A 19,881-nucleotide genomic window follows, 5' to 3' on the forward strand; every position below is an offset into this window, starting at 1 on the left:
CCGTGCCCGATCCGGACGGCATCGCGTCCCACCCGGCGAACGCCAACGACCCGCGTTGGCGCGGCGGTCCGGCCGGCGGTCGTTCTGGTCGTACGGTCCGTTCTCGTCGTACGGAGGTGTGCGGGGGCGTGCAGGGGTCGGCTCAGCCGCTCACGACGGCCTCGAAGGCGTGCAGGTACGGGTTGACCGGGTTGACCGCGGTGACCACCAGTCCGGCCTCCGCCATCAGCCCGACCATGCTCTCCTCGGAGTGCTTGGCACCGCCCACGTTGAGCATCAGCATCAGGTCCATCGCGGTGGTGAAGCGCATCGAGGGGCTGTTGTCGACCAGGTTCTCCACCACCACCACGCGGGCGCCGGAGCCGGCCGCCTTCACCACGTTGGCGAGGGTGCGGCGGGTGCTGTCGTCGTCCCACTCCAGGATGTTCTTGATGATGTAGAGGTCGGCGCGGACCGGGATCTCCATCCGGCAGTCGCCCGGGACGAGGCGGGCCCGGGCGGAGAAGGCGCCGCCGTCCTGGAGCCGGGGGTCGGCGCCGGCCACCACCTTGGGCAGGTCGAGCAGGGTGCCGTGCAGCGCCGGGTGCTTCTCCAGCAGGCTGGCGAGCACGTGGCCCTGGCCGCCGCCGATGTCCGCCACCGAGTCGATGCCGGTGAGGTCCAGGTAGTCGGCGAAGTCCTCGGCGGACTGCCGGCTGGAGGTGGTCATCGCCTTGTCGAAGACCTTCGCCGAGTCGCCCGCGTCGCTGTGCAGGTAGTCGAAGAACTCCTTGCCGAACAGGTCGGGGAAGACGTTGCGGCCGGAGCGGACCGCCTCGTCCAGCTTCGGCCAGGCCTCCCAGGTCCACGGCTCGGTGCACCAGAGGGAGATGTAGCGCAGCGAGTTGGGGGCGTCCTCGCGCAGCAGCCGGGACATCTCGGTGTGCTCGAAGCGGTCGTCGCCGCTCGGCGCGAAGAGCCCGTAGCAGGCGAGCGCGCGCAGCAGGCGGCGCAGTTGGCGGGGCTCGGTGTCGAGGGCGACGGCGAGGTCGGTCACGGTGGCCGGGGTGTCGCCGAGCACGTCGGCGACGCCGAGCCGGGCGGCCGCGCGGACGGCGGCGGCGCAGGCGGCGCCGAAGACGAGCTCGCGCAGGCGCATCGCGGCCTGGGGGCTGGTATGGACGGGTGCGGTGGTCATGGCTGGGTTTCCTCGGGTCCTAGGGAGTTCCTGGTGCGGCGGCGGGCGGCGAGGGGGGACCGGGGCTCAGCAGCGGCCGGCCGGCTCGGAGCGCCCGCAGGTGTTGCGGGCGAAGGTGTTGTCGGTGCCGGAGTCGCGGTCGGCGAGGTCGGCCGGACCGTTGCCGCTCAGCTCGTTGTCGGCGATCACGGCGCGGGCGTTGGCGACGCCGACGACGCTCTTGAACAGGACGATGCCGCCGGAGAAGTCCGAGGTGCCGGTGTTGTCGCGCACCTCGTTGCCGGTCACCCGGGTGTCCTCGGTACCAGTGAGGACGATGCCGGCTCCCTGGATGGCGCCCAGGCGCGGGTTGGCCGGGCAGAACTTGTTGTTGCCGATGACGGAGTTGTCCCGGACGTCGAGGTCCCCGGCGCGGGGCACGCCCTCGTCGCCGACCACGAAGACGCCGGCGCAGTTGCCGCTGATCCCGTTGGACTGGACGGCCAGCCCGCGCAGCCGGCGGACGGTGACGCCGACCCGGTTGCCGGTCAGCTCGTTGCCCTCGACCACGGTGCCGCCGGTGTCGGGCGAGCCGCCCTCGCGGTAGGCGTAGTTGGCGAGGAAGACGCCGGACTGGCCGTTGTCGGCCGAGCGGTTGCCGCGGATGACGGCGCGGGTGGACATCTCCTGGCTGATGCCCTGCTGGCCGTTGTCGTGGACGTAGGTGCCGCGGACGGTCAGGCGGGTGGTGCCGCTGGCGTCGATGCCGTTCTTGCGGAAGCCGGTGACGGCGAGGCTGTCGATCCTGACGTCGGACAGCGGGTCCTCCTCGGTGCCGACCACGCAGATGCCGTGCCCGGCGGTGGCGCAGGCGTTCTCGCCGCCGTCCCCGGGGGTGATCACGCTCTCGTCGCCGAAGCCGCGCAGGGTGAGGCGGGGGGTGGTGATGCGGACGCTGCCCTGGTAGGTGCCGGGGAGCAGTTGGACGGTGTCGCCGGGCCGGGCGGCGTCGACGGCCTGCTGAATCGATTCGCCGGGCTGGACGAAGTGCAGCGGGAAGCGGGGGGCGGCATGGGCCGCGGGGGCGGCGGCCAGCGAGGTGAGGACGGTGGTCAGGGCGGTGGCGGCGGCGGTGGCCGCGGCGAGGTGGTGGACCCGTCGCGTGGGCATGAGTGGTGACCTGTTTCCTTTCGGCGCGCGCGGCGCTCGTACGGGTGCGGTGGTCTTCCGCTCGGTCCAGCGGTGGGGCTGACGCGCTGTGCGCGGGCGGTGACGGCCGGTGGTTGCGGCCGTGTCGACGCTACGGGCGGCCCGGTGGGCCCGCCACCAGGGCTGGGCTGCGGGGCTGACGGGGCGTCGACCAGGGGTGGGACGGGCCCGGCGTGGCGCGGCAGCGGGTGGTCGGGCGGGGCGCGCGGGGACCGCGGGCGGCGGGAGGACGTCGGGAGGGGCGGGCAGGGCGCGTCGGGGTGTGTCTCGGGGGTTTCCGGGCGGCGGGTACGTCGGGTACCTGTGGCCCGGTGGACCGGCTCAGCCGGCGGCCGCTGCCCGGGCCGGGGCCTGCGGCCCGAGGCGGACGGGCAGCGCGGCGAGGTGCCAGGCGGCCGGGTTCGGTCCGCGCTCGACGGCCTCCGGACCGACCGCGAGCGCCAACTCCGGGTACGTCCGCAGCAGCGTCTCGAAGGCGACCACCGCCTCCTGGTGCGCCAGCACCGCGCCCAGGCAGCGGTGGGTGCCGTGCCCGAAGCCCAGGTGCGCCTCGTGGTGCCCGGCGCGGTCCGGCGTGCTCGCCCGGCAGATGTCCAGGCGATCCGGCTCGGCATAGGCCCGCGGGTCGTGGTTGGCTCCGGCCAGGATCGGCATCACCGCCTCGCCCCTGCGGACCAGGGTGCCGGCCAGCGTGAGGTCCTCCGTCGCGTAGCGCGGCACCCCACCGATCGTCGGGCCGCACCAGCGCATCAGCTCGTCGACGGCGGCGGGCAGCCGGCCCGGGTCGGCCCGGAGCAGCTCCAGTTGTTCGGGGTGGGCGAGCAGCGCGGCCGTGCCGTTGCCGATCAGGGTGGCGGTGGTCTCGTGCCCGGCCACGACCAGGTTGAGGATCAGCGAGACGGTCTCGACCGGGGCGAGGCTGTCGCCCTCCGCGGCCGCCAGTCGGGAGAGCAGGTCGTCGGCGGGTTCGCCCCGGCGGAGCTCGACCAGCGAGCGGGCGGCGGCGACCATGGCGCGCAACGCCTCGTCCAGGCCGGGCCCGGTGCCCCGGCCGAGGTAGGAGCTCCAGCGGCGCCACTGCCGGCGGTCGGACTCGGGGATGCCGAGCAGCTCGCAGATCACCGTGACGGGCAGCGGGTACGCGAAGTGCGCGACCAGGTCGACCACGCCGTCCGGGTCGGCGTGGTCGGGCAGCGCCCGGGCGTACTCCTCGGCGAGCCGTTCGATCCGGGGGCGCAGCCGCTCCACGGCGCCGGCCGTGAAGGCCGGGTGCACCAGACCGCGCATCCGGCGGTGCCGGGCGCCGTCCGCGGCGAAGACCCCGGCGCGCAGGTACTGCGCGCACTCGGGCGGCATACCCCGAGCGCGCCAGACCTGCTCGGTGCGGTGCACGGGGACGGGTGTGGTGGTCCCGTCGGGAGTCGGGCCGTCGGCGGCGAGCCGGTCTGCGGTCAGGTGGTCGGGAACGGGGCCGTCGACGGCGTTCACGTCGTTGACGAAGCGCGGGTCGGACAGCACGGTGCGGACGTCCTGGTAGCGGACGGCGATCCAGAACGGCTCCACGCCGGGGATGGTGGCGCGGGCGAGCGGGGCGCGCTCGCGCAGGTCGGCGAAGGCGGCGAAGGGGTCGCGGATCAGGTGGTCGGCACGCAGGTCGACGGTCTCGGCCGGCTCGGCGGTGGTCACGGCTGCCTCCTCGGTGGTCGTGCGGTCCTCTGGTCCCGGATCGTGACGGATGCGGACGGCACGGCCCCCGGTTTCCAGGCGGGATTCACTCGATCGAGCACAGAGAACCGTTTCCTCGGGCCGCCGGGAGCCCGGCCGCCGGGCCTCCCGCCCCGGCCCGCCCGACGACCGGGGCCGGGCCCGTGGCATGCTCGGGGCCATGACCACCGCACCCGTACCGTCCGTCGCCGCCCTCCGCAACCCGATCGGCGCGCACGTCCCGGTGGCCGGTCGCGGGCTGGCCGGGACCGGCCTGGCGTACGCGGGCCGGGTCGGTGCGGAGACGGTCCAGGTGTTCGTGGCCAACCCGCGCGGCTGGGCCACTCCCCCGGGCAACCCGGCGCAGGACGAGGAGTTCCGCACCGCCTGCGCCGAGCGGGGCGTCCCGGCCTGGGTGCACGCCCCGTACCTGATCAACTTCGGCTCGGACAACCCGGCCACCCGGGAGCGCTCGGCCGACTCGCTGCGGCACTCGCTGCGCCGCGGCCACGCCATCGGCGCGCTCGGCGTCGTCCTGCACACCGGCTCGGCGGTCGGCAGCGCACCCGGCGGCGGCTCGCGCCGGGCCGAGGCGATGGCGCAGGTCCGGTCGGACGTCCGGCCGCTGCTGGAGGAGCTGGACGGGCTCGGCGACGACGCGCCCTGGCTGCTGCTGGAGCCGACGGCGGGGCAGGGCAGCTCGCTCTGCTCGCGGCTGGAGGAGCTGGCCGCGTACATGGAGGCGCTGGACCACCACCCGAAGGTGGGGGTCTGCCTGGACACCTGCCACGCCTTCGCCGCCGGGCACGACCTGGCGGAGCCGGGCGGGGTGACGGCCGCCCTGGACGCCCTGGCCGCCGCCGCGGGGCCGGGCCGGCTGCGCCTGATCCACGCCAACGACTCCGAGGACGTCGTCGGCGCCCGCAAGGACCGGCACGCCAACATCGGCGCCGGGATGATCGGCGCCGAGCCGTTCCGCGAGCTGTTCGAGCACCCGGAGACGGCCGGGGTGCCGCTGGTGGTGGAGACCCCGGACCGCAAGCACGGCGGGGACGGCACCGGGCACGCGATGGACATCGCGGTGCTGAAGGAGCTGCGGGAGCGGGCGGCGGTCCGGGGCACCGGGGCCCGCGCCGCGAGGCTGCCGGAGCCCGCAGCCGCCGGGCGGCTGTGAATCCGAGGGCCGCTGCCGCCGGGCGGCCGTGAGCCCGGGGCCTCCCGTCGCCGGACAGCGGTGAGCCCGGAGGCCGACGGACGGCCTCCGGGCTCGGGGGTGCGGAGGGGATCAGCAGCCGCAGTCGCTCTCGCCGTGCTCGGCGAAGTTGAACCAGGTGGCGTGCGGGCCGAACAGGCCGACGCCCGCGGAGCCGGACTCCAGGCTCTGCCCCTCCGACTGCGTCGGAGCGAAGCCCCCCGCCATGGCCGAGGTCGGGACCGCCACCACGGCACCGGCCACGGCGACGATCACGGCGAGCTTGCGGATCTTCCCACGAAGCGACATCTGCTGTCCTTTGGTTCGTCTCTGGTCCTCAACCCGCGCCCCCGACCGGCCGGTTCGGCCGCCCGACGGGCTGGGCGCGCCCCACCGGGGAGGCGCCGCGCCCACGTTGGCACACGAACGCACGGCTTCGGGCGCGCGCCGCAACCGGGCTGAGGCAATCGGGTGAGGCAACTCCCCCGACCGGACGAATCCGGGCGTACGTCCGTGAATCCGGTCGAACAGCCGCGAGGAGGGCGCCGGACGAGTACCCGTCCGGCCGCCCCGCGACCGCAAGTCTTGCGGTGACGGACCCGGCGAACTGAACAAATCCCGCCGATTTGGTGCACAGTGCCGCCCGGTCCGAGCATGAACGGTCGCTCCATGGCGCTCCACCGCTCCACCGGGCGGGAGCAGCAGCGAGCGCGGCCGCGCAACCCGGCGGCAGCAGGAGCAGCACCACGAAAGGCGCACCACCCTCATGCAGACCAGTCCCGCCGCACCTCGGCAGGCGACCCGACCGAGCGGCCCGGAGACCCCGGGGCCGGTCGACTCCCCGCCCACCGGCACCGCACCGACCGGCCCGACGCCGCGGAAGGGCGGCCGCCGCTTCGGGCTGACGACCGCCACCGCCCTGGTGATGGGCAACATCATCGGCGGCGGCATCTTCATGATCCCGGCCGCCGTGGCCCCGTTCGGCACGGTCAGCCTGGTCGCCTTCGTGGTGCTCACCGTGGGCGCGATCGCGCTGGCGCTGGTCTTCGGGCAGCTGGCCCGCCGCAACCCGCGCACCGGCGGGCCGTACGTCTATGCCCGCGAGGCCTTCGGGGACTTCGCCGGCTTCCTGTCCGCCTGGTCGTACTGGATCACCACCTGGGTCAGCAACGCCGCGCTCGCCGTGGCCGCCGTCGGGTACCTGGACGTGCTGCTGCCGCTGCACCACTCCATCCCGCTGGAGATCACCGCCGCGCTGGCCTTCCAGTGGCTGCCGGCGCTGGCCAACCTGGCCGGCACCCGCTACGTCGGGGCGGTCCAACTCGTCTCCACCGTGCTGAAGTTCGTCCCGCTGCTGCTGGTCGCGGTGGGCGGGCTGTTCTTCTTCAACCCGAAGAACCTCGGGCCCTTCGACGCCAGCGGCCAGGGCTGGGCCGGCGGGATGTCCGCCGCCGCGGCGATCCTGCTGTTCAGCTACCTGGGTGTGGAGTCGGCCGCGATGAGCGCCGGCAAGGTCCGCGACCCGGAGCGCAACGTCGGCCGGGCCAGCGTGCTCGGGACGGCCGGTGCGGCGGTGGTCTACCTGCTCGGCACCCTCGCGGTGTTCGGCACCGTGGCGCACCAGCAGCTCGTCCACTCCGCCGCGCCGTTCTCGGACGCCGTGAACGCCATGTTCGGCGGCACCTGGGGCGGCACGGCGATCGCCGTCGCCGCGCTGGTCTCGATGACCGGCGCCCTCAACGGCTGGACCCTGCTCTCCGCCCAGGCCCCGTACGCGGCCGCCAAGGACGGCCTGTTCCCGGCCGCCTTCGGCAAGGAGCGGCGCGGGGTGCCGACCTTCGGCGTGCTGGTCAGCGTGGCGCTGGCCTCGGCGCTGACCGTGCTCAACTTCGCCAGCGGCGCGAAGGGCGCCTTCGACATGCTGGTGCTGGTCACCACCTTCACCGCGACCGTGCCGTACCTGCTCTCCACCGCCGCCCAGCTGTACTGGCTGGTGCGCGGGGCCGGCGAGAAGGTCGACCGCGGGCGGCTGGTGCGCGACGCCGTCCTCGGCCTGGGCGCCTTCGCCTTCTCGATCTGGCTGCTCGCCGGGGCCGGCTACGCCGCCGTCTACCAGGGCGTCCTGTTCCTGTTCGCGGGCATCCTGGTCTACGTCTGGATGGCGGGCCGGCGCCGCGACTGAACTCCCGGCGGCAGTCGGAGAAGCCGGCACATCCCCTGAAATCCTCGTGAACCTCCGTGGCGCGCGCCGGACTTGTCCGGTGCACGTCCGATGTGCACGAGGATTTCACTTCCCGGGTCTACCCGCGTAGGTCATCGAATCGCCACACTGGCGCACGCAATTCAGCAGTTCATCCGATCTGATGATGGAGCGTCCGCCATGGCCCCCAGCGCACCCGCACGCCGGTTCCTGTCCTGCATACCGGTGGCCGCCGTCCTCGCCGCCGTGACCGTCGTCACGGCCGGCACCCCCGCCCAGGCCGCCCTGCCGACCCCGATCTCCGCGGCCACCGCCCGCACGTATCTCGCCGCGATGCCCGCCACCGCGGAGACCCACGGCGACACCTACGACCGCACGCTGTTCCCGACCTGGATCACCGTCAGCGGCACCTGCGACACCCGCGAGTGGGTCGTCAAGCGGGACGGCAGCAACGTCGCCACCGACACCTCCTGCAAGGCCACCAGCGGCAACTGGTCCTCGCCGTACGACGGCGCGACCACCACCAACGCCTCCTCCTTCGACGTCGACCACCTGGTGCCGCTCTCCGAGGCCTGGGCCTCCGGCGCCTGGGCCTGGACCACCCCCCAGCGCCAGGCCTTCGCCAACGACGTCACCCGCCCCCAGCTGCTGCTGGTCTCCGCGAGCAGCAACCGCTCCAAGGGCGACCGCGACCCGGCCGAGTGGCTCCCCCAGGCCTCCTACCGCTGCACCTACGCCCGCGCCTGGGTGCAGGTGAAGCAGTACTACGGCCTGAGCGTGGACAGCGCCGAGAAGAACGCGCTCACCGGCATCCTCGCCAACTGCTGAACCCCGCGGCCCCCGCGGCCCGGCGCTCACCCCGCGCCGGGCCGCGGTGCCGTACGCGCCGCCCGGGTACGCCCGTACAGCGGCGCGGCGGCACCCGGACGGCGCGCTCACGCGACCCGCTCGGGAACCTCCGCCCCGTCCCGCAGGAGCCTGACCTGCCACCGGACCAGCAGGAAGCAGGGCAGGCAGACCGCGGCCATCGCCAGGAACGCCCAGTGCGGGGAGGCCGCGTAGAGCGGGCCGGTGACGGCGGTGACGGCCGCGACACCGAGGCCGATGGCCAACCCGGCGTAGAGCGCCTGGGCGTCCGACCAGAGGTCCTCGGGGACGTGGCCCTGCACGCAGCGCGCGTGCGCGACGTGGGTCAGCGCGAAGGTGCCCGCGTGGAGCGTCTGGGTGAGCACGACGCACACCAGCGGCATCGGCACCGCGAGCAGGCCCCAGCGCAGCACCGAGAGCACCGCGGCGGCGGCGAAGAGGACCGGGACCGGGTAGCGGCCGAGCATCGGCCCCGCGTACTTGAACAGGAGCAGCTCGCACCCCACGGCCAGCGCCAGCATGAGGCTGACGTTGATGCTCGACACGCCGAGCCGGCCGAAGTACTCGACGCCGAAGGCGTAGTAGGCCGCGTGCGCGCCCTGGAGCAGCACGGAACTGCCCAGGCCGAGCGCGTAGACGCGGTTGCGCAGCAGCCGGCCGCGGCCGCCGCCGGCCACGGTCGCCACCGTCGGGAACCCGACGGGGTGCGCCAGGTCCGCCAGCGCGAGCAGCAGGCACCCGACGACGAAGACCCCCACCAGCGCGCCGCTGCCGACCGTCCGCCCGACCACGCCGGACACGCCCAGGCCGAAGAGGAACCCCGCCGAACCGAAGTAGCGGACGCTCCCGTAGTCGACCTGCCCGTTCGCCGCGCCGATGGTCGCGAGGGTCTCGCTCAACGGCATCAGCAGTGGGTAGCTGACGCCGACGAGCACCGACACCACCATCATCGAAGCGAACTGAGGATGCGTCAGATAGAGCGGGCTGAGCGCCGTCGCCGTCCAGGCGAGCAGCTGCGACAGTCTCCGGAGCGGGACCGTCCGGCAGAGCACCGGGAAGACGACGGCGATGGAGACCGAGCGCGACAGCAGACCGGCGGTGATGACCGCGGTGACCTCCGTCGGTCCGAAACCGGAAGCGAGCAGCCAGACCCCCCAGTAGGAGAGGTACGAGCTCCAGGTCAGGAAGAACAGGAAGAACCTGGCCGACAGCCACACTCGGAACGACATCTCAAGCTGCTCCTACACGTGCTCAGTTGCCCGTGGCCAGTTGGGCGACAGCCTCGGCGACCGTCAGTGCCGCCCGCTCGCACTGCTGCTTGTCGACGTCCAAGTGGGCCACCAGGCGGACCGTTTGCGGTCCCATCACCGAGACCCTAACGCCGGACGCCGCGCAGAGCTCCTGCACCCCTGCCGCATCGGGCACTTCCACGAACACCAGGTTGGTCTGCGGCTCCCGGACGTCCAGTCCGCCGTCGCGCAGCAGACCGGCGATCAGGGCCGCGTTCGCGTGGTCCTCGGCCATCCGACCGATGTTGTGCTCGAAGGCGTGGATGGCGGCGGCGGCCAGGATCCCGGTCTGCCGCATGGAGCCGCCCATCCGGTGCCGCATGACCCGGGCCTCCTCCACGCGGTCGGCGTCCAGGAGCAGCACGGTGCCGGCGGGCGCGCCGAGCCCCTTGGAGAAGCAGAGGGACAACGTGTCGAAACAGGCTCCGTAGGCCTCGAAGGGGACGCCGCTGGCGACGTGGGCGTTCCAGATCCGGGCGCCGTCGCAGTGCACCGTGACCCCGGCCTCGCGGGTGACCCGCCGGATCTCCTCCAGCGCGGCCAGCGGGTACACCACGCCGCCGGCGGCGTTGTGGGTGTTCTCCACCGCCACCGCCCGGGTCCCGCTGCCGTAGGCGGTGGCGGGACGGATCATCCGGGCGAGCACCTCCGGGTCGATCAGGCCGTCCTCGGAGACCGTCGTCCGGGTCAGGATCCCGCCGTGCCAGGCGACTCCGCCGTCCTCGTAGAGCAGGAAGTGCGCGCCGGCGTCGGCCAGCAGCTCCTGGCCCGGCGGCACCAGCAGCCGGAGCGCGAGCTGGTTGGCCATGACCCCGCTGGGCAGGAACAGCGCGCCGGTGAACCCGAAGGCGTCGGCGAGCATCCGTTCCAGCCGGATCACCGTGGGGTCGTCGCCGAGGGTGTCGTCGCCGACCTCGGCGGCGGCCATGGCGGCTCGCATGGCCGCGCTGGGCCTGGTGACGGTGTCGCTCCGCAGGTCGATGGTCTGGGTGGTCACGGCGCTCCCTTGGGGTCGGGTGCCGGACGGACGGCCGGGGCCCCGGTGAGGGCGCCGAGGCTGTCCGTCAGGCAGTCGAAGAAGAGGTCCGGGTGGTCCCGGAAGTAGAAGTGGCCGCCCGGAAGGATCCGGACGTCGGACGGGCCGGTGGTGTGCCGGCCCCACTCGCGCAGCCGGCCCTCGTCCTCCCAGTCGTCGGTGGCGCCGAGCGCGAGGACGGGGCAGCTCAGCGGGGCGGTCGGGACGTGCCGGTAGGTCGCGACGACGGTCAGGTCCGCGTGCAGGTTGGCCAGGTACAGCTCGCGCATCCGCGGGTCGTTCCCGAGTTCCGGCGGCAGCGGCCCGTACCGCTCCTCGACCCGGGGGACGAAGTCGACGCCGTCGAGGAGGTGGAGCGGCAGTCCGGGGCGGTGCAGGTGCGGGGGGCCGTTCACGGACACGATGAGCCGCTCCGGCTCCGGGCGTCCGAGCGCCCGCAGCGCGACGGCCGTCTCGTAGGCGACGATCGCGCCGAGGCTGTGCCCGAGGAAGGCGTACGGGCCGGTGAACTCGGCCTGTTCCGTCAACGCGCCGACCAGCTCCCGCAGGTCGGTCATGGCCGGCTCGCGCATCCTGCTTCCGCGGCCCGGGAGTTGGACACCCCACACCTCGACCTCGGCGGGGAGCCGGTCCGCCCAGCGCAGGTACTCGCCGGGCGAACCGCCGCTGTGCGGGAAGCAGTAGAGGCGCAGGGCGGCGTCGGGGCGACGCTGACGGCACATCAGCCAACGGGGTGCTGCCACGGTCGTCCCCACCTCCTTCCGTCGGTCAGTTCTTCTGCAGCAGCGTGTCGTGGGCCAGCTCGTCGATCGCGCCGTGGTCGACCTTGCCGTTGGGCAGCACGGGCAGCCGCGGCAGCGCCACGATGCGGCTCGGTACGGCGACGGCCGGCAGGCGTTCGATGAGGTGCGCCCGGAGGCTGCGCCGGTCGACCTCCCCGGTGGTCGGGCTGACGAAGCCGACCACCTTCTTCCGCCCCTGGACGGTGCAGACGCCGACCGCGGCCGCCGCCACGTCCCGGTGGGTGCGCAGCGCCTGTTCGATCTCGGAGCGGTCGACGCGCATCCCGCCGAGTTTGAGCTGGTGGTCGGCCCGGCCGTGGAAGCGCAGCTCGGCCCCGGCGGTGACGGACACGATGTCCCCCGTGCGGTAGAGCTCGCGGGCCGGCTCGGCGAGGCCCGGGCCGCCGATGTGGAGCTCCCCGGGCTCCCCGGGCGGCACGGCGGCGCCGTCGGCGGAGCGGACGTAGAGGCTGGTCCCGGGGACGGCGCCGCCGATCGGCACGTCCGGGAGGTCCGCGTCCGCCGGGGTGCACTCGTGGACCGCGCTCCACACCGTGCACTCCGTCGGGCCGTACTCGTTGTAGAGCCGGGTGCCCGGGAGCGCGTCGAAGTGCTGCCGGACCAGGTCGGGCGGGCAGGCCTCCCCGGCGACGATCACCGTGGAGAGCGTGCCGGCCCGCTCGGCGAGGCCGCCGCGCAGGGCGATGTCGTAGAGCGACGGGAGCATGAGCAGGTGCGACGCCCGGTGGTCCCGCGCGGCCCGGCCGACCGCCAGCAGGTCCGCCGGGCGGTCGCTCGGGATGACCAGTCGGCCGCCGCAGGCCAGGGTCCAGTAGATGCCGGCGACCGAGCTGTCGAAGGAGATCGACGAGCAGAGCAGGAAGGTGGAGACCGGCGTCGGGTAGTACGCGAGCCGGGCCGCGGTCGAGGCCGCCAGCGCGGCGGCGGAGATCGTGACGCCCTTCGGCCGGCCGGTCGACCCGCTGGTGAAGCAGGTGTACGCCAGGGTGCCGCGGACGGTCCCGCCCCGGGGGCCGTCGGTGTCGGCCGGCACCGTGCGGAGGCCGTCGAGCCGGACGTCCAACCCGGGCTCCGACACCGCGAACCGCGCGCCGCTGGCCTCCGCGATGTAGCGCTGCCTGGCGACCGGGAACCCCGCGTCCACGGGGACGTACCGCGCTCCGGCCCGCAGCACCCCGAGCATGGCGACGACCGCCCAGCGGGACAGCCGCGCGTGCACGACGACCGGGCTGTCCGGCTCCACCCCGGCGGCCCGCAGCGCGGTGGCGACCACGGCGGACCGCTCGTCCAGCTCGGCGTGGTCGAGCGATCCCCCGGCGTCCACGACCGCCGCGCCCCGGCCCCGGAACGGTTCGACCAGGTCGAGGATGTGCGGCGGGGCGTCGAGCGGCACGACCGGCAGGTCCGGTACCCAGTGGGTCATCCGCCTCAGCCCTTCACGGTGGCCCCGCGGGGCACGCCCGCGACGGGCACCCGCTTGAAGCCGGCCAGGAACGTCGAGTGCATCCGCTCGATCCCGCCGACCACCTCGATCGAGGAGAACGTCGCGAACAGCTCGGTGAACAGCAGGCGCAGGGCCAGCCGGGCGAGGTGCGAGCCGACGCAGTAGTGGTGGCCGACGCCGAAGGCGAGGTGCCGGTTGGGGCGGCGCCGGATGTCGAACACGTCGGGGTCGGGGAAGACCTCGGCGTCCCGGTTGGCCGAGGCGAGGTAGGCGACCACGGCGTCGCCCTCGGCGATCCGCACGCCGGAGAGTTCGACCGGCTGGAGCGCGTAGCGCATGAAGTTGCTGGCCGGCGTGGCCCAGCGCAGGGCCTCCTCGATGCCGGAGTCCAGCAGCTCCGGGTGCGAGGCCCAGTCCTCGTACCGCGGGCTGCCGGCCAGTTCGACGATCGCGGCGATCGGGACGTGCGGCAGCGTTCCGGCCGAACCCAGCAGCATGCTGTAGCAGTTGGAGATCACCGAGCCGGTCGAGATGGGCTCGCCGTCCACCTCGGTCTCGGCCAGCACGCTGATCAGGTCGTCGCCGGGATCCCGCAGCCGGGCCCGGACCAGGTCCGAGAAGTAGGCGAAGATCTCCCGGTGGCCGCGCTTGAGGGTCGGCTCCACGCCGCCCGGCAGCTGGAACTCCGGGTCCTCCTCCGCCGTCGACATCATGGCCAGGCGGATGAGGCGCTCGTGGTCCTCGGCGGGCAGCCCGAGGATGGGGCTGAGGGCGACCAGGGGCAGCCGGGCCATCGCGACCGCGAAGTCGAAGGGCTGTCCGTCGGCTCCGGGGGCGAGCAGGTCACGGATACCGGCCTGGATCCGGTCGGAGAACGAGGCGAGCGGCTTGACGGCGAGGGCCTGCTTGAGCGGGATCCGCGCCCGGTCGTGGTGCGGCGGGTCGGTCGCCGCCAGCTGCTTCCCGGCCGCCGGGTCGCCTCGGCCGAGCAGGTTGAGCAGGGTGCCCCGCTCCGAGGTGAAGGCGGAGTAGTCGTGCAGCACCCGTTCGACGTCGGCGTACCGGGTGACGACCCAGTAGCCGCCGCCACGGCCGGAGTTCGGCTGCCAGTGGACCGGGTCGTGTTCGCGGAGGCGGCGCCAGACCTCGTGCGGTTCGCCCTGGGAGTAGAGCGCGGGATCGGTGAGGTCTCCCGCCGTGCCGGTGCTCACTGCCGGCCTCCCGGGTACGCCTCGGCCGTCCCGGGCCGGGCCGCCGCCACCGCCTCTTCGATCACCTGGGTCAACTCCGCGATGGTGGGCGACAGGAAGAGGGTCGTGGCCGACACCTCCACCCCGAATTCCCGGTCGATGTCCCCCTGCAGTTCAGCGGCGGTCAGCGAGTCGCCGCCGAGTTCGAAGAAGTCCTCGTCCAGGCCGATCGACGAGATCTCCAGCCGGGCGGCCCATAATTGTGTGAGGCGTTCCTGGACCGACGTCTGCCGTGCTGTTTCCACTGCCACGAGCAACTCCCTTACGCGTCGAAGGAATAGACCGAGAAGAGAGGCACGCTCACGCGCGACCTTCCCTTCAGGAACGACTTCTCGATCAAGCACGTGATTCCGACCACCGTGGCGCCCAGCTCCTCGAGCATTTCCACGGCGGCCGCCACCGAGTTCCCGGTCGCGACGATGTCGTCATGGATGAGGACCCGGGCACCGGGCGGCACCAGGTCCTTGCGAATCTCGATCCGGTCGGTCGAGTATTCGCCGGAGAACGTCCGCCCCACCGTCTCGCCCGGCAGCTTCCCCTCTTTGCGAATGGCCAGGAAGCCGCAGCCCAGGCGGTCCGCCAGGGCCCCACCGAGGATGAAGCCGCGCGCGTCTATGCCGGCGACGTAGTCCGGGGCGAGTGGAGTCGACCACTCCGTGAGGCCGTCGATCGCCGCACCGAAGGACTCCCGGCTGGCCAGGACGGGCATGACGTCGCGAAACGCCACGCCGGCCCGGAAGTCCTTGAACACTGGAACCGTTGATTCGCCGTCCCGCTGATGACCGGTCTTCATGAGTCCTCCTTGCTGCCGTACGGCAGTGAAAGGTCCCGGCGAGCGCTCGAGCCCGTGAGCCTGTGAGCACGTGAGCACGTGAGCACGCGGGTACGTGAGCACGTGAGCACGCGGGCACGCCAGGAAAGGCCTGCTACTGAAAGTGGTTCCGGATTTGCAGAGTGAGGGGGACGATCCGCCATCGTGCCGAAGCGGCCGATGCGCCTGCCCGGGGAAACGGTTCTCCTACGCCGGAAATCTCATCGGCGGGCTCGTCCAGAGCCGGGAGCCCCCTGGGCACGTTCACGCAGCCCGTGGCAGTCGGATCACTGGTCAACACCAGAACTTCATCGGCAAACACAGCCCCCCGGTTGATTCCGCACCGCTAGCTGGCGTGTTCATGACGCTACAGACGAAGCTACATCGCGGGCGACCCCTCGGCAAGATCGCCTGGTCTTTCATCCAGAGGGAAACAACAATTGACGGTGAGTCAGGCCGAAAATGCCCTGGCCGCACCGGCATTGGCGTCGAAATCATCGGGTCTGCCGGATTGCGGGCGGTTTGCCGGAGTCGGCCGCCTGCGGCTCCCCGACGCGCCCAGCGGGAACCCGACCTGTCGCCAAGCATCAGTCCCCTCATGTCTGACGAAGTCTCAAACTTGCTTAGCCACAAGCTTGGTCGGATCATTGCTGCCATGAACACGACCGAGAACGCGTCCCCCGCACCCGCACTGACCATAGGGTTCGACCTCGACATGACGCTGGCCGACGGCCGGCCGGGCATCAAGGCGGTGCTGGACATGGTGGCGGCCGAGACGGGGGTCGCCATCGACAGCGACCTGGCGATCACCCGCGTCGGCCCGCCGATCGAGGAGGAGCTGGCCAACTGGTTCCCCGCCGACGAGGTGGACGCGGCCGCCGACCGGTACCGGGCGCTGTTCCCCCAATACGGCGCCCCGGTGGGCGAGTTGCTGCCCGGCGCGCTGGAGGCGATCGCCGCCGTCCACCGGCACGGCGGTCGGACGATCGTCGTCACCGGCAAGTTCGAGCCCAACGCCCGGCTGAACCTCGCCGCGCTCGGCATCAAGGTCGACGACGTCTTCGGCTCGGTCTTCGCCGACCGCAAGGGCGCCGTCCTGCGCGAGCAGGGTGCCTCCGTCTACGTCGGCGACCACCTCGGCGACATCACCGGGGCGCGGGCCGGCGGCGCCCTCGCGGTGACCGTGGCCACCGGGCCGTTCACCGCGGACCAACTGCGCGAGGCGGGTGCCGACGTCGTCCTGAAGGACCTGTCCGAGTTCCCGGGGTGGCTCGACGCCCACCTCGCCGGCTGACGGCACCGGACCCGCGGGTGGTCGAGCCTCCGGCTCTCGATCACCCGCGGGTCCGGTCATGCACGGGCCCGGTCGCCCGCGGGGCCTTCGGCGGGGTTCCGCGTCCCGAGCCGCGTCGCGACCGCTCACGCCGTTGCTCAGGCGACCGTCCCGGAGGTGTCCCGCAGGGTGACGCTAGCGTGGCTCTCCTGGAAGCTCTGCTCGGACACCAGGGTCAGCCGCGCGGAGGACTGGAACTCCGGCAGCGTCACGGAACCGCAGGAGACCATGGTGGACTTGATCTTCGCCATGGTGGTGGCCAGGCCCTCGTTGAGGTCGCCGGCGTAGGGAACGTAGCCGTCGACCCCCTCCTCGAAGACCAGCCCCTGACCGCCCTGGCCGTAGCGCTGCCAGTTGCGGGCGCGGTTGGAGCCCTCGCCCCAGTACTCCTTGACGAAGCCGTCCCTGGTCGGGACCTTCGCGCCGGGCGCCTGGTCGAAGCGGGCGAAGTACCGCCCCATCATGACGAAGTCCGCGCCCATCGCCAGCGCCAGGGCCACGTGGTAGTCCTCCACCAGGCCGCCGTCGGAGCAGAGCGGCACGTAGTCGCCGGTGCGCTCCAGGAAGGCGTCCCGGGCGGCGGCGACGTCGAGGACGGCGCTGGCCTGGCCCCGGCCGATGCCCTTCTGGTCGCGCGTGATGCAGATGGAGCCGCCGCCCACACCGATCTTCACGAAGTCGGCGCCGGCCTCGGCGAGGAACGTGAACGCCTCGCCGTCCACCACGTTGCCGCCGCCGATCGGGATCTCCGGGTAGTTCTTCTTCGTCCAGGTCAGCGCCTCCGCCTGCCAGTCGCTGTAGCCGTCGGACGAGTCGAAGCACAGGACGTCCGCGCCCGCCTCCAACAGGGCCGGAACCCGCTCGCGGTAGTCGTGGGTGTTGACGCCCGCGCCCACGCGCAGGCGCTTGCCGCCGTCCACGACCTGGTTCGGGAAGCGCTTGTTGTCCGCGTAGTCGGACCGGAACACCAGGTGCTGGAGGTGCCCCTCGCCGTCCAGCACCGGGAGGCAGTCCAGCCGCTCCTCCCACAGCCTCGCGTTCGCCTCGGAGAGGGTGACGTCGCCGCCCGCGTGGGGCAGCTCGCCGAGGGGGGTCATCCGGCCGCTGACGGGGCCGTCGAGGTCGTGCCGCTGGGGGTGGAAGTCGCGCGAGGTCACCAGGCCGAGCAGGCGTCCGCTCGCGGTCCCGTCGTGGGTGACGGCGGCGGTGCTGTGGCCGGTCCGGCGCATCACCGCGACCAGGTCGCGGAGGGTGTCGTCGGGCCGGACGTTGGTGTCGCTGGTGACGAAACCGGCCTTGAAGTTCTTCACCTTCCGGACGGCCGCCGCCTGTTCCTCGACCGGCTGGTTGTGGTGGATGAAGCTCAGACCGCCGTTGCGGGCCAGCGCGATCGCGAGCTCCGGGGAGCTGACCGCCTGCATGATCGCCGACACGAACGGGGCGTGCAGCTCGATCGCCGAGGCCTCGCCCACCCGGTGCCGCACCAGGGGCGTCCGGAGATCAACGGCCGCGGGCCTGCAGTCGGTCCGAGTCCGGTTCGGGAGCAGCAGGTACTCGTTGAACGTCCGCGACACCTCGGCGATGATCTGTGCCATGCATTCCTCCTGATCCCGAGCGGGCGGCGCCGGTCGGCCCGACCGCGAAGACCGCGCCCGTGCCCGACGGCTCGACCGGTCAGGTTCACGGACGGGCACGGCGGAGCTCCGCCCCACCAGGGCGCGCATCCTGACCGGGCCTCAGGTGCGAGGCGCGGCAGTTGACTACGCACCTTATCGACTGCCCGACTTGTTGACGAATCACCGTCATCGCCGTCGGCGGCTCCCGCGGAGCGGTGCGCCCGACGGTACGGACACGGAGAACCGAGGTGTCGTCAACGGCACTTGACGACGCGGACGGCTCCGGCCGGGCGGCGGACCCCGGGCCGGAGGCTCCACGCGCGGGTGGGGCGGGACCGGCCCGTCGCCTCCGCGCGTGGGCCGTTCGCCTACTCGCCCGGTCGCCCGGCGGGGCCCGGGAGCGCGGCCGGTCGGCGACGCCGCGCGGCGGTGTGACCCGAACGGGTCCGGTCGGCGGGCGGCATGGTGGGGTGGGCCCTAGGTTGCGGTGCCAGGGGGTCATCCGAGCGGAAGGCTGTATCTGGCATGGCCGGGAAATTCGAACTGTACGTGGACGAGGGCGGCATGCACCGGTTCCGGCTCAAGGCGAGCAACGGGACGATCGTGGTGACCGGCGACCCGCAGGAGAGCAAGGACGACTGCCTGAGGAGCATCGCGTCGATCCGCAAGCTCGCGCCGTACGCGGAACTCAAGGAGACCGCCGGGTCGGTGTGACGGTCCGGGCCCCGACGCACGGGACGGTGTGACGGGCCGGGACGCGGGACGGTGTGACAGGCCGGGATCCGATGCACGGGACGGTGTGGCGGGCCCGGCTCCGGAGCGCGGGTCGGCGGTGCAAATCGCCGACCCGCGTTCGCCTCTACGACAGATCCCTTTGGCCGGGTGCACGCCGGACGCGGACAGAACACTGGCATGCGCGTCGTCATCGTCACCGAATCCTTCCCGCCCGAGGTCAACGGAGTCGCCCACAGCGTGCTGCGGACGGCCGAGCACCTGGTCCGCCGGGGCCACCGGCCCCTTGTCGTCACCCCCTCGCCGGCGCGGGGCGCCGAGTGCCCGCCGGAGACCTTCGGCGGCGGCGCGGCGCCGGAGATTCCCGTGGTGCGCATCCCGTCGGTGCCGCTGCCGGGATACCCCCAGGTACGGATCGCCCTGCCCAGTCGGCAGCTGGCGGCCGCCGTCGCCGGACACCGGCCGGACCTCGTCCACCTGGCCAGCCCGTTCGTGCTCGGCGCGCGCGGGATGCAGGTCGCGGCGCGGCTCGGGGTGCCCGCCGTCGCCGTCTACCAGACCGATCTGGCCGGGTACGCGCACGCCTACCGGGCCGGGCGGGGGCTCGGGGAGGCCGCCGCCTGGCGGCGGATCCGGGCCGTGCACCGCGCGGCCGCCCGTACCCTGGCGCCCTCCACCCCCGCCGCCCAGGACCTCACCGCGCACGGGGTGCCGAGGGTGCAGCTGTGGCCGCGCGGAGTGGACTCGGTGCGGTTCCACCCCCGGCACCGGGACGAGGCGCTGCACCGGGCGCTGGCCCCGGGCGGGGAGGTGCTGGTCGGGTACGTCGGACGGCTGGCGCCGGAGAAGCGGGTCGACCTGCTGGCGGCGGCCTCGGCACTGCCCGGGGTACGGGTGGTGGTCGTCGGGGACGGCCCCTCGGCGCCCGGGCTGAAGGCCTCGATGCCGGGCGCCGTGTTCCTCGGCCGGCGCACCGGGGACGAGCTCGCGCGCTGTTTCGCCACCCTGGACGTCTTCGTGCACACCGGTCCGCTGGAGACCTTCTGTCAGACCATCCAGGAGGCGATGGCCAGCGGCGTGCCGGTGATCGGCCCCGCGGCGGGCGGCCCGCTGGACCTGGTCGCCCACCACCGCACCGGCCTGCTGGTGCCGCCCCGGGACGCCGCCGCGGTGGCCCGGGCGGTCGCACGGTCTCACCACGTCGAAGACCCGCAGCACCGCCGCGTCCAGCCCGGAGGC

General features: G+C 73.3%; 18 protein-coding genes. 6 read left to right on the plus strand and 12 right to left on the minus strand.

Going from position 1 to position 19,881, the window contains the following annotated elements; translation table 11 throughout:
* Positions 1 to 142 precede the first annotated feature (142 nt).
* The 3 genes from ACWDCZ_RS32740 to ACWDCZ_RS32750 form a co-directional block, all read right to left on the minus strand.
* Positions 143 to 1,177, minus strand: coding sequence for a methyltransferase (locus ACWDCZ_RS32740; RefSeq protein WP_416874500.1), 1,035 nt, complete (start codon positions 1,175 to 1,177; stop codon positions 143 to 145).
* 66 nt (positions 1,178 to 1,243) lie between these two features.
* Complete coding sequence (locus ACWDCZ_RS32745) at positions 1,244 to 2,326, minus strand: right-handed parallel beta-helix repeat-containing protein (RefSeq protein ID WP_074004526.1); 1,083 nt, start codon at positions 2,324 to 2,326, stop codon at positions 1,244 to 1,246.
* A gap of 360 nt (positions 2,327 to 2,686) precedes the next feature.
* Positions 2,687 to 4,051: a cytochrome P450 family protein gene (locus ACWDCZ_RS32750; protein ID WP_449817746.1), complete on the minus strand. Its 1,365-nt coding sequence runs from the start codon at positions 4,049 to 4,051 to the stop codon at positions 2,687 to 2,689.
* Positions 4,052 to 4,250: 199 nt separating this feature from the next.
* On the opposite strand from ACWDCZ_RS32750, the gene ACWDCZ_RS32755 reads away from it, so the two are divergent.
* Complete coding sequence (locus tag ACWDCZ_RS32755; protein ID WP_449817747.1) at positions 4,251 to 5,243, plus strand: deoxyribonuclease IV; 993 nt, start codon at positions 4,251 to 4,253, stop codon at positions 5,241 to 5,243.
* Positions 5,244 to 5,354: 111 nt separating this feature from the next.
* On the opposite strand, the gene ACWDCZ_RS32760 is transcribed toward ACWDCZ_RS32755, so the two are convergent.
* Entirely contained in the window at positions 5,355 to 5,570 is a 216-nt protein-coding gene (locus tag ACWDCZ_RS32760) for a hypothetical protein (RefSeq protein ID WP_049652123.1), read from the minus strand.
* 457 nt (positions 5,571 to 6,027) lie between these two features.
* Between ACWDCZ_RS32760 and ACWDCZ_RS32765 the strand changes: the two genes are divergently transcribed.
* A complete protein-coding gene (locus ACWDCZ_RS32765; RefSeq protein ID WP_449817748.1) occupies positions 6,028 to 7,443 on the plus strand; it encodes an amino acid permease in 1,416 nt (471 codons plus the stop codon).
* Between the two features lie 198 nt (positions 7,444 to 7,641).
* Positions 7,642 to 8,289 (plus strand): HNH endonuclease family protein, encoded by a 648-nt coding sequence (locus tag ACWDCZ_RS32770; protein WP_049652121.1) that lies wholly within the window; start codon positions 7,642 to 7,644, stop codon positions 8,287 to 8,289.
* Positions 8,290 to 8,396: 107 nt separating this feature from the next.
* Here ACWDCZ_RS32770 and ACWDCZ_RS32775 read toward each other — a convergent pair whose 3' ends face one another.
* Genes ACWDCZ_RS32775 through ACWDCZ_RS32805 form a run of 7 tightly spaced genes read right to left on the minus strand, consistent with a single transcriptional unit; the run spans position 8,397 to position 14,943 of the window.
* Positions 8,397 to 9,557, minus strand: coding sequence for an MFS transporter (locus ACWDCZ_RS32775; protein ID WP_079272524.1), 1,161 nt, complete (start codon positions 9,555 to 9,557; stop codon positions 8,397 to 8,399).
* Between the two features lie 22 nt (positions 9,558 to 9,579).
* Positions 9,580 to 10,614 (minus strand): threonine aldolase family protein, encoded by a 1,035-nt coding sequence (locus tag ACWDCZ_RS32780; protein ID WP_380778001.1) that lies wholly within the window; start codon positions 10,612 to 10,614, stop codon positions 9,580 to 9,582.
* On the minus strand, positions 10,611 to 11,396 hold the full coding sequence (locus ACWDCZ_RS32785; RefSeq protein WP_375875421.1) for a thioesterase II family protein: 786 nt from the start codon (positions 11,394 to 11,396) through the stop codon (positions 10,611 to 10,613). Before ACWDCZ_RS32785 ends, ACWDCZ_RS32780 begins: the two co-directional genes overlap by 4 nt.
* Positions 11,397 to 11,421: 25 nt before the next feature.
* Positions 11,422 to 12,879 (minus strand): amino acid adenylation domain-containing protein, encoded by a 1,458-nt coding sequence (locus tag ACWDCZ_RS32790; protein ID WP_117492292.1) that lies wholly within the window; start codon positions 12,877 to 12,879, stop codon positions 11,422 to 11,424.
* A gap of 5 nt (positions 12,880 to 12,884) precedes the next feature.
* Positions 12,885 to 14,111, minus strand: coding sequence for a cytochrome P450 (locus ACWDCZ_RS32795; RefSeq protein WP_049652117.1), 1,227 nt, complete (start codon positions 14,109 to 14,111; stop codon positions 12,885 to 12,887).
* On the minus strand, positions 14,108 to 14,401 hold the full coding sequence (locus ACWDCZ_RS32800) for an acyl carrier protein (protein WP_074004520.1): 294 nt from the start codon (positions 14,399 to 14,401) through the stop codon (positions 14,108 to 14,110). Before ACWDCZ_RS32800 ends, ACWDCZ_RS32795 begins: the two co-directional genes overlap by 4 nt.
* An 11-nt stretch (positions 14,402 to 14,412) precedes the next feature.
* Positions 14,413 to 14,943, minus strand: a complete 531-nt coding sequence (locus ACWDCZ_RS32805) for an adenine phosphoribosyltransferase (protein WP_049652115.1) — start codon at positions 14,941 to 14,943, stop codon at positions 14,413 to 14,415.
* 673 nt (positions 14,944 to 15,616) lie between these two features.
* Here ACWDCZ_RS32805 and ACWDCZ_RS32810 point away from each other — a divergent pair.
* A complete protein-coding gene (locus ACWDCZ_RS32810) occupies positions 15,617 to 16,255 on the plus strand; it encodes an HAD family hydrolase (RefSeq protein ID WP_449817749.1) in 639 nt (212 codons plus the stop codon).
* Between the two features lie 137 nt (positions 16,256 to 16,392).
* Here the strand turns inward: ACWDCZ_RS32810 and ACWDCZ_RS32815 are convergent, their stop codons facing one another.
* Positions 16,393 to 17,889: an IMP dehydrogenase gene (locus ACWDCZ_RS32815; RefSeq protein ID WP_449817750.1), complete on the minus strand. Its 1,497-nt coding sequence runs from the start codon at positions 17,887 to 17,889 to the stop codon at positions 16,393 to 16,395.
* Between the two features lie 546 nt (positions 17,890 to 18,435).
* Here ACWDCZ_RS32815 and ACWDCZ_RS32820 point away from each other — a divergent pair.
* Together ACWDCZ_RS32820 and ACWDCZ_RS32825 are read left to right on the plus strand one after the other, a co-directional pair.
* Positions 18,436 to 18,624, plus strand: a complete 189-nt coding sequence (locus ACWDCZ_RS32820; RefSeq protein WP_049652112.1) for a YegP family protein — start codon at positions 18,436 to 18,438, stop codon at positions 18,622 to 18,624.
* Between the two features lie 198 nt (positions 18,625 to 18,822).
* Positions 18,823 to 19,881, plus strand: a 1,059-nt coding sequence (locus ACWDCZ_RS32825) for a glycosyltransferase family 4 protein (RefSeq protein WP_449817751.1), incomplete at its 3' end; no start/stop codon positions are given.

It is taken from the genome of Kitasatospora sp. NPDC001225 (genome assembly GCF_053597855.1).